The 12755-nt window shown below is 37.4% G+C and carries 13 protein-coding genes; 5 read left to right on the forward strand and 8 right to left on the reverse strand.

Annotated elements, in window-relative coordinates:
* Positions 1-27 precede the first annotated feature (27 nt).
* The 8 genes from MKY78_RS03885 to MKY78_RS03920 all read right to left on the reverse strand — a co-directional run bounded on the left by MKY78_RS03885 (position 28) and on the right by MKY78_RS03920 (position 6081).
* Positions 28-600, reverse strand: a complete 573-nt coding sequence (locus MKY78_RS03885) for a hypothetical protein (RefSeq protein ID WP_339216375.1) — start codon at positions 598-600, stop codon at positions 28-30.
* A 247-nt stretch (positions 601-847) separates the two neighbouring features.
* Positions 848-2029: an MFS transporter gene (locus tag MKY78_RS03890; protein ID WP_339216377.1), complete on the reverse strand. Its 1182-nt coding sequence runs from the start codon at positions 2027-2029 to the stop codon at positions 848-850.
* A gap of 73 nt (positions 2030-2102) precedes the next feature.
* Entirely contained in the window at positions 2103-2921 is an 819-nt protein-coding gene (locus tag MKY78_RS03895) for a MerR family transcriptional regulator (RefSeq protein ID WP_339216379.1), read from the reverse strand.
* A gap of 213 nt (positions 2922-3134) precedes the next feature.
* Positions 3135-3659: a ClbS/DfsB family four-helix bundle protein gene (locus MKY78_RS03900; protein WP_339216381.1), complete on the reverse strand. Its 525-nt coding sequence runs from the start codon at positions 3657-3659 to the stop codon at positions 3135-3137.
* 95 nt (positions 3660-3754) lie between these two features.
* The gene (locus MKY78_RS03905) at positions 3755-4210 is read right to left on the reverse strand and encodes a hypothetical protein (RefSeq protein WP_339216383.1); all 456 of its coding nucleotides are present in this window, start codon (positions 4208-4210) and stop codon (positions 3755-3757) included.
* Positions 4211-4331: 121 nt separating this feature from the next.
* Positions 4332-4739, reverse strand: a complete 408-nt coding sequence (locus tag MKY78_RS03910; RefSeq protein WP_211741913.1) for an NUDIX hydrolase — start codon at positions 4737-4739, stop codon at positions 4332-4334.
* A gap of 14 nt (positions 4740-4753) precedes the next feature.
* Complete coding sequence (locus tag MKY78_RS03915) at positions 4754-5665, reverse strand: hypothetical protein (RefSeq protein ID WP_339216385.1); 912 nt, start codon at positions 5663-5665, stop codon at positions 4754-4756.
* Positions 5666-5694: 29 nt separating this feature from the next.
* Positions 5695-6081: a hypothetical protein gene (locus tag MKY78_RS03920; RefSeq protein ID WP_339216387.1), complete on the reverse strand. Its 387-nt coding sequence runs from the start codon at positions 6079-6081 to the stop codon at positions 5695-5697.
* 225 nt (positions 6082-6306) lie between these two features.
* Between MKY78_RS03920 and MKY78_RS03925 the strand changes: the two genes are divergently transcribed.
* The 5 genes from MKY78_RS03925 (at position 6307) to MKY78_RS03945 (ending at position 12648) form a co-directional block, all read left to right on the forward strand.
* The gene (locus MKY78_RS03925) at positions 6307-7593 is read left to right on the forward strand and encodes an acetyl-CoA hydrolase/transferase C-terminal domain-containing protein (RefSeq protein WP_339216389.1); all 1287 of its coding nucleotides are present in this window, start codon (positions 6307-6309) and stop codon (positions 7591-7593) included.
* 264 nt (positions 7594-7857) lie between these two features.
* Positions 7858-9105, forward strand: coding sequence for a hypothetical protein (locus MKY78_RS03930; RefSeq protein WP_339216391.1), 1248 nt, complete (start codon positions 7858-7860; stop codon positions 9103-9105).
* Between the two features lie 182 nt (positions 9106-9287).
* Complete coding sequence (locus tag MKY78_RS03935) at positions 9288-10133, forward strand: aldo/keto reductase (RefSeq protein WP_339216393.1); 846 nt, start codon at positions 9288-9290, stop codon at positions 10131-10133.
* 108 nt (positions 10134-10241) lie between these two features.
* Positions 10242-11033, forward strand: a complete 792-nt coding sequence (locus MKY78_RS03940) for an ABC transporter ATP-binding protein (protein WP_339216395.1) — start codon at positions 10242-10244, stop codon at positions 11031-11033.
* A complete protein-coding gene (locus MKY78_RS03945) occupies positions 11026-12648 on the forward strand; it encodes a hypothetical protein (protein WP_339216397.1) in 1623 nt (540 codons plus the stop codon). The genes MKY78_RS03940 and MKY78_RS03945 overlap by 8 nt, the downstream gene beginning before the upstream one ends.
* The last annotated feature ends 107 nt before the right edge of the window (positions 12649-12755 follow it).

Here is a 12755-nt window from a genome sequence, read left to right on the forward strand (position 1 = left end):
TGTGTGTTTTAAAACACGCAGTTGATTTTATTTCCTTCTTTCCAATGACCTCGAGTATCCGAAGCGCTCTCTAAATAACTTCCTACCAATATAATGGTGAAATTGGTTATCTCTATCTCGGTAATATTCATTCCAATAGCTAATCATTCTATTATAGCTTTTGCAAAAGGCTTCTACATTTTCAAGACAAAAATCTTTAAATTGCTTAGTGTCCTGATCTTTTAGCTTCTCGTAAGTCATTTCTAGTATTTCAACCACATATTCATCACATACTTTAACAATATAAGGGATAGCCCAAGCCTCATAATCCATTTGCAGCAACGAGTCGATATGCTTTTGGCGAACAAATCCATCATAGCTTCTAGAATATATACAATGCAAAATCATTTTTTGCTGCAAACTTAACTGATCTATTATCCTATCCGACTTGTCCACGTTGTACATACGATATGGGAACCAGATCACCTGGTTATTTTGAACATATTGCACCCGATCCGTAGATACCTCTATTGCAGCATGACGATACGTTTTCTTCACTATTAGCCTACTTACTTTCATGACATCATCCTGTAAATGCTCAGGAAATCCGTGCTGAAACATCCTTTTCACATCCCTGTGTCGGAAAAAACTATCCAACTAATTTGCTTCAACATTAATACTACCATCATGTTCCAATATATTTTCATTTATAAAAAAACAAAGTAATCTACTAGATAAATTACCTCGTTGTTCATCATCACAAATAGAATTGGTTCCCTTTATCTTTAACTGGCGTTTTCATGTGGAATGGGAATACCTTCTCCTAACGATCTGTAATCCCCCATTATTAATACTTCATATAACAATACTAGGCTACCTTTCTCTTATTCATCAACTGCTTTTTCATGCTTAAATGGACAAGATATATAACTAGAAACACACCATAAACAGCTGTTCCAACAAGGTAAATTGCTTGATAAGAGGCAGCTGTAGCGACTAACCCTAATAGCAAGGAACCTCCACCAATACCTAAATCAAAGAAGTTAAAGAATGAAGCCATCGCATCCTCATGTTCATGTTCCTCGACTAAGTTCATACACCATGTCTGCACTGCTGGGAATATCGCCCCGAATCCAAACCCATAGAATATAGCTGCTGTTAAAATCATGCCGTTGCTGTTGGCAGCATATAGCATAATCATTCTAATAATCGCTAGTATAGAACCAGGTATTAGAATAATAGGCGACCCATATAAATCAAACAATTTTCCCGAAATTAATCGAATAGCAAAACTTGCTGCAGCAATCAACAGGAAAAACAGTCCAACGTTAGTAAAATCCTTTTCAATTGCGTATAGAGAAAAGAAGGACATAATTCCCCCCGCAGCCCCTCCAATTAACAAAATAAGCAACGATGGAAACAGGACTCGTTTCTCTAGTATTTTCACGTTATGTTTCTCTTGTTTATCTAACGCTTTTCCTTTTGGTGCTCTTTTGATAAATATCGCCATAATTACAGCTAGAAAAAGAACGGACATTCCTCCTAGGAATAAGCGTTGAAAGTCAAATAATTCTAATGTCATAATTCCAATCATAGGACCTACCGATATAGCAATTGTTTCCCCAACGCCAAAGTAACCTATCCCTTCTCCTCGACGATCCTTAGGGATTATTTCAGCAGCAAGAGTTGCAAAATACGTTGTAGCTAGTCCAAATCCAGCCCCATGAATCAAACGAATGATTAATAGCACACCTATATTCGTGGAAAGGTAATAAGCACCTGTGGATAATGCAATGATTATAATCCCTAAAATTAGAAGCACTTTTTTATCAAATTTAGCTGCAAGACTTCCTGCAAATGGGCGTATTAATATAGCAGATAACATGAAAATTCCTGTGACTAAACCAACCTGATTTGCTTCCCCCCCTAAAGACGTAACAAATAACGGAAGGGTAGGTAATAACATTTCAAAAATCATAAAAACTAAAGCATTTGATACTAGTACAAAAATAAAAGATAAAGACCAGATTTTATTATTTGTATGTGTCATACGTTTTCTCTCCTTTATAAACATTCATGCTGAAAACCACTTACAAATAATAAACCCTCCTGTAAGGGGAGGGTCAATAGGAAACAGGTATTTGTATTTCGTAAAGATGATCTTCTCTTTTATTGGAGATATAATGGTCAACTATACTTCTTTCTATAGCATCTCCTATTAGACGAAAACCGTTATCCTTTATGTATTGTAATAAAATATGGTAATACGGAGCTGAATCAAATTCTTCTCCTCTAAAATAAATACAGGCATACATCCCCTTCTGAAACGTTTTAACCAGGGGACTTTCTATATCTCCTTCTTCGATTAAGATAAAAATGGAGTTGTATTCATCAAACTTATTATCGTTTACATTATTTATGCTCACGGTAAGTCCAACACCGCCAATAAATATGGAAGATTTCATATTCGCCGAGTTCTCTAGCTGTCTAAGTGTTAGCTCCAATTCTGGTTCTGAGCTTATTTTTTCCATTAATCTTACTACTTTTCTTTCATTAACTTCCTTTATAGTTGGTACACCTAACTCCATTATAGTTCGAGCCAGTTTAATATCATTTATTCGGTTTTGAAATTGGCGCTGAACGCGTTCTAATTCCTTTATTTTTGTTTCTGTTAATTCTTTTTGTTTTTCTAATAATGCCAAGAAGTCGTCAATGTCCCGATGATATAAGTGGCTCTTAATCTCTTTTAAGGTAAATCCTATCTCCTTTAAATACTGGATAGTATTTAATTGTTCGAACTGCTCCGTGGAATAGTATCTATATCCATTGTTCTTATCGATCTCTACTGGTTTCAATAGATCAATTTCATCATAGTATCTTAGAGTCTTTATAGTAGTATTATGAAGTTTAGCCATTTCTCCAATAGAAAATCTATTTTTCATCTTGTTCATCCTTTTGTCATGTTTAGATACTCTAATGTGTACGATAGAATGTCTGACCCAAAGATAGCACAGAAAGGGAAAAGAATACTATCTCAACCTTTCTCCAAAGCTTATGCCGTTTTTTCAGTGGACATGTAAGAATTCCATTAGATCGTATGACCTATCCAACAATCAAATCTATTGCTCTGAAACCTTTTCCTAAGACAATCCTTCCTACCCAACCTTCCCCTCCGCTTCCCGTATAGAATCCGCTATAGCTTCACACTTCTTTATAGCCCAAACATAATGATTCGTTGTGTTTGCCGCAAAATAGCTGTATAGATTACTTGTTTTCGTCCACTTATAATATTTTTTCGTCATAATTTCTTCGTTGGTATGGGCTTTAATAAGCTTCATTACTCTCTCATGGCTTAGTTTCAACTTTTTGATAGCTTGATTTAATGTAACCTCTTGATAGTTTTCCCATATACGCATATTAAGCTGCTTGAGTGTTCTCCATTTAAACCCTGGTGCTGGCATCGAAGGAGTATCACCATCCATCCCTTCTCGATACCACCGCTCTAGCATGGCATGCCATTCATACAGATGCATAATCACATCACGAAAATTCTTATCTCTTTCGCTCGTTTCAATTGAAATACTCCTTTTTCTACTAGGTACCGATTCAATGATTTCGAATAATAATTGAAAATGATGCTCGCTATTTTGTATTAACATTGCCTTTTCACTTGTTTCCATCCCTTATCCTCCCTTTGTATATGTTCAATATCTTTGTTCTTGAATTCACAAAATCACGTGCAAAAAATCTTCACCATATCAAAGTGTAGTTGCCTCTACTTTAATAACCATGGAACATTCATCTTTATCTCAAGCTGAATAATTGACTCAGGGAACCCCTCAGGTACTAACGCCAAATCCTCCGTAAACCATACGTCAGCCTCACACTGTTCGATAGAATATGGAGTTAGCACCTCACTACTTATTACATTCGATGGCCAATTTTCTGGACCATCGATGATTCGACCAACAATATGATAAAAGATACCATAGACATGTGTTCCATCCTGATTGGCTATGTAATGCGATATTTCCCCTTCTTTGCGCGGATCAATTCCAAGTGAGTGAAATAAAGCCTTTATCTCATGTGGGAATGTTTCACATGCTAAAACAAAATTCGTACAGCCCTCGCAGTCACAGTCCTCCGTGATCAGATGAAAATGATCATAAAATTCTTTTGTTTTCATTACGTCTACCTCAATAATCCAAGAGCCTAATTCCATTTGTTTCATTGTCTCACCTAACTTGTTTTCATAGTCGTTACAAACCCGAAGTCAAATTCCATTTTGTGGTAACCCTTTTTTACCAGATTAGAAAATAGCACTCCACACAGTAAGCTTGTTTTCATCCCGATTAAAAATCCACATAAAACGGCTGCATGGTTTCGTCCAAGCAATATTCAATTCGCTGTCTAAAGTTTAAAACCGTCACCATCTCAAGCGCCTCTTCAATCGGAAAGAAACCAACCTCCAAACTTTCCGGACTAGTCGTCGGCACCCCTCCAATAGGCCTTCCTAAAAACAACGTATTACAGATAGATCGTTCTACATTTTGAAAAATTCCGCAGAACTTGATAATTTCTATATCAATACCAGATTCCTCTTTTGTCTCACGGATTGCGGCCGCCTTTATCGATTCCCCCTCTTCTACTTGACCTCCTGGCATTTCCCATCCTCTTCGTGGCCCTTTAATCAATAAGATTTCCTGTTTATCATTCAGCACAATTGCCGCCGCTGATACAATATGCTTCGGTGCTACCATGTTTTAAATCCCCTTTATTCTTCGTTTATGATCTCTCTCTCAAACGTTTCTCCATTTGGGTAAGCTACCTTTAACACAAGCCTCATATCGTCATAAATATCGATATTATTTTTTTCAAAAGAGCTATTGCTCGGTCCTTCGTCAACCCTATCCAACTCTTCCTCACCAATAAGCTTTCCTTGTTGGTATTTTAGGAGTGATACGTTTTCAATATCATTGTCCAAGCCTTCTGCTACATAATGGTGTAAATACACTCGAAACACTTTATCCTCTAAATAAACACCTGTTTCCACATAGCCATACAATTCGGTTAAGAAATCATATAAGTATCCAGTTTGAATATCACCACTCTTGTATAAACCATCCACATTTGCTACGGAAATATAATATTGAAATTGTGTGCTTTCGTATAGATTATCTGTGGTTTCATTAGAAGGAACATCGTCCAATTCCTCTACATGACTTGTTACACCATATATTTCAGTAGGTTGCCAAATGGGACCCATACCTTCTTCAAGTGGAATAGTAGCCTCATATAGCCCTTGTTCTCTTTCGGTTGCCGGAATACTCGTGAATTGGTCATCCTCTTTAAGTGCATAATGAAACCTCACATCAGATTCATCCGCCAACTCTTTTACAAGCCAGGTAAACCGTAATTCACCATTACCAGCACTAGTGAAAATAACCTCTGTATCGACATTCCCAAGCCAGCTTTGTTGTTGTTGAATGTCCTCTAATAAACTCATTATCTCACTGGTCTGATTTTCTATCTCACTCGACATATATCGCTGGTCCGACTTTACCAGACCTATCTTATTTCCTAACTCATTTACTTTAGTTAGCAAATAAATGTTCAGGAACAAGCTAATGAAAAGCGCTGAAACAACGAAGATACAGGCGTATTTAATAAGCTTCTTCTCTTTCATACACTACCTCCTTATCGCAACTATTCGCCCTACATTCCCTCAGGTCTACTTTCTATTAAACCTTTAAAACTATGACGGTATTGCCACATTAATAAACCTTCTAATAGAACAACTAACACTGCCAAGAATAATAACTCTGAGTCGACGAAAATATGAAATGCCAAAATATTGACAATAATGCCCGCCAATACAACGATTGCTAGTGGCACAAAGCGGCGAATTAGAAGTAATATGCCAGCAATAATCTCAACACCTTTTTCCATGGCTAAGAGATACCCATCACCTAGAAACTCCATAGCTGCAGGACTTGTTGGAGCAAATGGTTCTAATCCAATTAATACAAAGTAACCATTCAAACCCGCTCCAAGAAAAATCAACCCCAGTACAATTTCACTGACCCGGGTTACCACATTCACATCGACCCCCCCCAATAAAGTAAAAGATTTCCTATACAATATTTTACCATTATTACAATAATAATTTATTAAAATTATTAAAAATCAATTTTCTTATTTCGATAATAATTAGATACCTCTATTTGGAAACGCTTTAATATTGATTGACTCGCTGTTTACCCTGTTGTTATAATTCCTATTAGTAAACTACTACTGTTCACACATCAAGAAGGGATGGAACCTACCATGCTTCCTCACGAAAAAATAGCATTAGCCAATACTCAATCAGAAATTTTATCAATTCTAACAAACTATCAACATATCATCGTCTCTATGGCAAATGGAGAACCCGATTATATTCTTAACTTGATTGATGAGCATCCAGAGGCCTTTACTAACCTCACCATTCACCAAATGCTAGAATTGAAGGATTGCCGATATATTCAAGGAGAATATCCGAATATCCGTTATGTATCCTATTTTCTAAGTAAATATGCTAGAAAATCCTTTTTAAATGGAACATGTGACTTAATTCCTAATCATTTTCACCAAATGCCACGCCTACTAGAAAAACGCTGTCCCAACCCATTGGTCGTAAGTCAAGCCTCTCCAATGGACGATGAAGGCTATTTTTCATTAGGTACGTCAGGTGATTATACAACACACTTTATTGGGAAAGCGCCATTTGTTCTACAAGTAAATAACCATGTCCCAAAAACACATGGCAAAAATAGAATCCACATCTCTCAAATAGCTGGATTTGTCCAATATGATCAATCACTACATGAACTACCGAACGCGCCAATCCGTGATATTGACCAACAAATAGCGGAATATGTTGCAGAGCGAATTGAGAATGGTTCCACACTTCAAGTTGGAATCGGTGGGATTCCAAATGCTGTAGTAAGTCTGTTAAAAGACCATCGTGATTTAGGAATTCATACTGAAATGCTGACCGATGGTGTGTATGACCTTGTGACAAACGGTGTCATTACTGGTACGAAGAAACATACCCACCCTGAAAAAATAATCGCCACCTTTGCTTTTGGGACCCAACGACTTTATGACTTTATGGATAATAATGAGCAAATCGAAATGTTACCTGTCAATCAAGTGAATGACCCGCGAGTCATAGCCGAAGAGGATAATATGGTAGCGATAAACGCTACGACGGAGATTGATTTTTATGGCCAATGCGCTTCAGAGACAGTCGCTGGCAAATACTATAGCTCCACAGGTGGACAAACTGATTTTGGCTCTGGTGTCCGTTTTGCTAAGAACGGAAAAGGATTTATCTGTCTTTATTCAACTGCCAAAAATGACACCATTTCTCGGATTAAACCAATAATAAGCCCGGCTTCGGTTGTGACCACATCCAAAAATGATGTCGACTATATCGTAACGGAATATGGAATTGCGCAACTACAAGGTAAATCCATTTTCGCCCGCACAAAAGCTTTAATCGACATTGCCCATCCAAAGTTCCGTGATGAGCTAACATATGAAGCGAAGAAAATGGGATTTTGGATTTAATTGCAAACGAAGTCGAGCTACATTATAAGGAGTACTGAATTAATTCAGGCTCCTTTTTGCCTTTATCGGAGCATTCTTGTGCAACTCAGTAATTTCTTAACCACCCACAAAAAAGTTACTGACAAATCGTAAATACTTCCATTATCTATATTCCAACCCCACTCCTCCAATTATTCTTTTCCTCCTAAATAAGTTTCAGAAGTTGTAGTTAAATAATTCCAATGGGTAATAATAACGTTAATATAGCTTTATTGGAGGAAGAAAATGGAGAACCACCAAAATACAAACAAGGCAAGACGCTACAAGGCGCATGTTAGTATTTTTGGGACAACCCAATTACATTCACGAAACCCATGGACTATTGCCATGTGGTCTGCCGCCTTCCCAGGATTTGGCCACTTTCTTTTAAATAAATACTTTAGAGGATTTGCTTTATTTTTTTGGGAAATTTTCATCAACCAAGTATCTAGTTTAAACTTAGCCATTGTCTATTCCTTTACAGGTCAATTTGAATTAGCCAAGGAAGTCCTAGATTTGAGAATGATTCTAATGTATCTTCCTGTTTACCTTTTTGCAATTTGGGATAGTTATCGTACTACTGTCGACATAAACAACATTTATTTACTAGCAAAAAAAGAGGATAGTCGGTTTAATTCATTCACTATAGGTAACTATGAGATTAATTACTTGGATAAACGAAGCCCCATATTAGCTACCTTATGGGCTATAGCTATCCCAAGTGTCGGTCAGATTTATGTTCATCGGATTATCCTTGCTAGCTTTACCCTTATATGGACCGCTATTTTTGTGTATAATTCGCATTTTCTTGAGGCAGTCATCTACTTGGTAAACGGGGATCTGAGTAAATCAAATGCTGTATTAGATGCCCAGTGGTTTTTATATATTCCTTCTTTTTACTTTTTTTCTATTTATGATTCTTATACGAGTACGGTTGAGAATAATAAACTGTTTGAAGATGAACAAAGAAAGTTTTTAAAAAGTCATTATCAGGATTATACATTTAAATTAACTAATACAGGTAAGGTGAATAACATGCAAATATTTGCTACATTCGAACATTCAACCTATCTCGAATTAGCTATAGCTGAATTGGAGGAACAAGGTATTACCAATATATTGGCATTACCATTAAAGAATCGTACAGAAGAAAGAAAGCTGTTCGATAATCTTCACCAATCTGATGGTGTCTCCATGATATCGAAAGGAATGATATTGGCATTTCTCACTTCAACCTTTGCAGCAGCGAAAGGATTTGCCTGGGAATGGGGCCCGATCATCTGGGGATTAATCGGAGCTGGTATCGGGATGGCTATCGGGTTTGGTTACGATTTATTGATGAAAAAAGTGATAAAAAAGAAACAAAGGCAATTAAGAGGAAAAAATTCTGAAGTAATACTTATCGTTGAATGTGAAGAGCATCAAAAAAAGGATGTGATTAGCATTTTACGAGATCGTTTAGCATTTGGAATTGCTGAACTTAGTCCAAAGTAGGCATGACGAGAAGCAGCTTATTCAAATGAAATAGCTGCTTTTCCTATCGGCTGGATTTCTCATTCATTCCCCTATTCTGCTATGACGTTTCCTATAAATTCAAGCAACAGAATCGATTAATTCCTTTTCCTATGATAAGCTTTCACTATAGCTTTAATAATAACTACATAGGAGTGATATTCATGACAAACGCAATGATTCCAGAAATCACATTAAATGATGGTAATCGCATTCCTGCTGTTGGTTTTGGTACATATAAACTGAAAGGAAATGAAGGCGTAGCAGCAATTGAAAGTGCGATCAATCACGGCTACCGCCTGCTTGACTCTGCTTATAATTATGAAAATGAAGGAACTGTTGGGGAGGCAATACGTAGAACCTCAGTCCCTCGCGAACAACTACAGATTACATCAAAGCTTCCTGGAAGATATCATAATTATAAGGATGCGGTGACAACTGTACAGGAATCCCTCTATCGCGCCAATCTAGATTACTATGATATTTACTTGATTCACTGGCCAAACCCGAATCGTGAATTATATGTGGAAGCTTGGCAAGCATTAATCGATGCAAAAAAATGGGGCTTAATCCGTACTATTGGCGTATGTAACTTCTTACCTGAGCACCTAACGAAGCTTGAAAAAGAGACTGGTGTATTACCAGCAATTAACCAAATTGAACTTCATCCATTCTTTAACCAAGAAGATCAACGCAAATGGCATGAGGAACATGGTGTGGTGACCGAATCCTGGAGTCCTTTAGCTCGTGCTAATGATGTATTTGAACACGAAACGTTGAAGAAAGTCGCAGAAAAACACAACAAAACCGTTTCCCAAGTCGTCCTCCGCTGGCATTATCAATTAGGAGCTGTCGCAATTCCTAAATCAGCTACTCCTACTCGTCAGCTCGAAAACATCTCCATCTTTGATTTCAGCTTAGATGCGGATGATATGCAAACCATCGCTAGCCTCACCCGTCCTGATGGTCGCCTTAAAGGACAAGACCCAGCTGTGTATGAGGAATTTTAATCTGTAATCATGCTCTCTACAAAAGTAGGGAGCTTTTTTCTCCTATTGCATTCCTTTCCCCACATTGATATGGTAAAAGTAACCAGATTAATAGAAAGGATTTTCGGGATGAATGAGAAAGTATTATCACTAAACGACTTAACGATGAGTTATTCAGGAAAAACTGTGTTAAACGGCATCAATCTAGATGTCTATCGGGGACAAATAATTGGCTATATCGGGCCCAATGGTGCTGGGAAAAGCACGACATTGAAAATTATCCTTGGCCTAGTAGAAGGATATAGTGGAACAGTAGAAATACTAGGTAAAAATATTGCTTCAAGTAATGACACTTATAAACAAAAAATCGGCTATGTCCCAGAAAATGCAGAGATTTATGATACGTTAACTGCAGCCGAATACCTAACCTTCATCGGAGAGCTCTACGGATTAGAACGACAAAAGGCAGAGGATAGAGCGTTACGATTACTGCAACAATTCGATATGGAAGAAGTCTTTCATGCTAGAATCTCCTCCTTTTCCAAAGGAATGCGGCAAAAGGTATTAATCATCTCCAGTCTATTACATAATCCCGATATTATTTTCCTTGATGAGCCACTGAGTGGACTCGATGCCAACAGTGTTATGATCATTAAGGATATGCTAGAAGCCTTAGCTAACCAAGGAAAAACCATCTTCTACTCCTCCCATATCATGGATGTGGTAGAGAAAATCAGTAACCGAATTGTCTTACTAGTCAATGGCAAAATTGCTGCCGACGGCTCCTTTGATGAGTTAAAAGCGCAAAGCCAAGAAGGCTCACTAGAGGGGATATTCAATCAGCTAACAGGATTTGATGTACATAAAGTAACAGCGGAGAACATTGTATCCATCGTGACAGAGGATGGTCATCATGAGTAACTTTCGCACCTTAAAGCTACTTGATCGCTTCCAATTTGTCTTTACGAAGCTTGATATTGATTACCCCATCATGCGAAAAATCGTAGAAATCAAGCTCACCATGGATTCTAGACGTGTTCCAACACTATTGAATGATATGAAGAAAAAGGAAGGGAATCAGTTTTTAAAGTCCCTCTGGATATATGCCTTATATGGTATTCTGCTTATCCCGTTTCTTTTTATAGGGAATAGCTATATGCTTCAGTCGAGCATCATGCTCGCCATTGCGATGTTTATTCTAATGACTTCCATGATTTCCGACTATTCCTCCGTACTATTAGATGTTCGGGATAAGGTCATATTGAATTCGAAACCAATCAACACAAGGACCATCAATGCCGCTAAGCTAGTACATATTGCCATTTATCTAGCTATACTGACCGGTGCCTTTATCGGCATACCAGCCATCGTTATGCTCTTTGTACATGGTATCTGGTATTTTCTCATTTTTATTCTAGAGATTATTTTACTAGATTTGTTCATTATGGCCTTAACAGCATTAGCCTACATTCTGATCTTGCGTTTTTTTGATGGGGAAAAGTTAAAGGATATTATTAACTATGTACAAATTTTCCTCGCGGTCGGTATTGTTATTGGCTATCAAGTTATCATTCGTGTATTTGACTTCATGGATATGAATGTCACCTATGCCTTTAGCTGGTGGCACGTATTGATGCCACCATTATGGTTCAGTGCACCATTTGAGCTTCTCTTAAATCAAAATTATACGCCAGAAATTATCCTACTATCAGCAATGGCTATCCTTGTTCCATTACTGTCTATTATGCTATATTACGGATTAATGCCTTCATTTGAGAAGAATCTACAGAAATTAATGGAGGAATCCGGTAAGAAGAAAAAGCAAACATGGCGTCTCGACAGACTGTTTGAAAGGCTAATTTGCTTCAGCAAAGAAGAACGTACCTTTTATCGATTTGCCTCCATCATGATTAGTCGGGAGAGAGATTTTAAATTAAAAGTATATCCTTCCTTAGGGATGGCATTAGTTTTTCCTTTTATCTTTCTATACAATAATATCAGTTTAATGGATTCGGTCGACTGGGGAAATAGCAAAGCCTATTTAACACTTTATTTCGCTAACATTATTATCGGTACCGTCGTCTATATGCTGCAATTTTCGAGTAAGTATAAAGGTGCATGGATTTTCCAAACAACACCAATACATAGTGAATCTAGTGTGTACAGTGCGACCTTAAAAGCCTTTCTCGTAAAACTATATTTACCGGTTTTTCTTATATTATCAGTCGTGTATGGTTGGATTTTTTCAATCCGTATTATACCAGATATTCTCGTTATCCTTTTCACGGCGATTTTACAAGTACTCCTTTCCTATAAATTATTTAATACTGGAAAGTTTCCATTTACGCGGCCTTTTGAATCTGCACAGCAGGGCGGTGCTACTGCCGGGATTGTCATCGTATTAATGCTTCTAGTTGGGGTCTTGGCACTGATTCATTTCCTCGTTTCTCTCATAACGATTGGGGTCTATATCTACCTAGCATTAGTAGCAATTCTAACCATCGTTCTCTGGAAAATGACGTTTCGAAAAAGATAGAAAAGAAGTGGGACGCTCTAACAAAACGTTCCACTTCTTTCTTCCTATTCCATTAATAACCAAATACCCCTTGTTATTCCATTTCATTTTAAGATAGTCTGCTATAA

It is taken from the genome of Ornithinibacillus sp. FSL M8-0202 (assembly GCF_037975285.1).
Lineage (GTDB): Bacteria > Bacillota > Bacilli > Bacillales > Amphibacillaceae > Ornithinibacillus > Ornithinibacillus massiliensis.

Coding starts and splice junctions, on each gene's coding strand:
- MKY78_RS03885 (WP_339216375.1), bottom strand. CDS start 600: ATGTTTCAGCACGGATTTCCTGAGCATTTACAGGATGATGTCATGAAA.
- MKY78_RS03890 (WP_339216377.1), bottom strand. CDS start 2,029: ATGACACATACAAATAATAAAATCTGGTCTTTATCTTTTATTTTTGTA.
- MKY78_RS03895 (WP_339216379.1), bottom strand. CDS start 2,921: ATGAAAAATAGATTTTCTATTGGAGAAATGGCTAAACTTCATAATACT.
- MKY78_RS03900 (WP_339216381.1), bottom strand. CDS start 3,659: ATGGAAACAAGTGAAAAGGCAATGTTAATACAAAATAGCGAGCATCAT.
- MKY78_RS03905 (WP_339216383.1), bottom strand. CDS start 4,210: ATGAAACAAATGGAATTAGGCTCTTGGATTATTGAGGTAGACGTAATG.
- MKY78_RS03910 (WP_211741913.1), bottom strand. CDS start 4,739: ATGGTAGCACCGAAGCATATTGTATCAGCGGCGGCAATTGTGCTGAAT.
- MKY78_RS03915 (WP_339216385.1), bottom strand. CDS start 5,665: ATGAAAGAGAAGAAGCTTATTAAATACGCCTGTATCTTCGTTGTTTCA.
- MKY78_RS03925 (WP_339216389.1), top strand. CDS start 6,307: ATGCTTCCTCACGAAAAAATAGCATTAGCCAATACTCAATCAGAAATT.
- MKY78_RS03930 (WP_339216391.1), top strand. CDS start 7,858: ATGGAGAACCACCAAAATACAAACAAGGCAAGACGCTACAAGGCGCAT.
- MKY78_RS03935 (WP_339216393.1), top strand. CDS start 9,288: ATGACAAACGCAATGATTCCAGAAATCACATTAAATGATGGTAATCGC.
- MKY78_RS03940 (WP_339216395.1), top strand. CDS start 10,242: ATGAATGAGAAAGTATTATCACTAAACGACTTAACGATGAGTTATTCA.
- MKY78_RS03945 (WP_339216397.1), top strand. CDS start 11,026: ATGAGTAACTTTCGCACCTTAAAGCTACTTGATCGCTTCCAATTTGTC.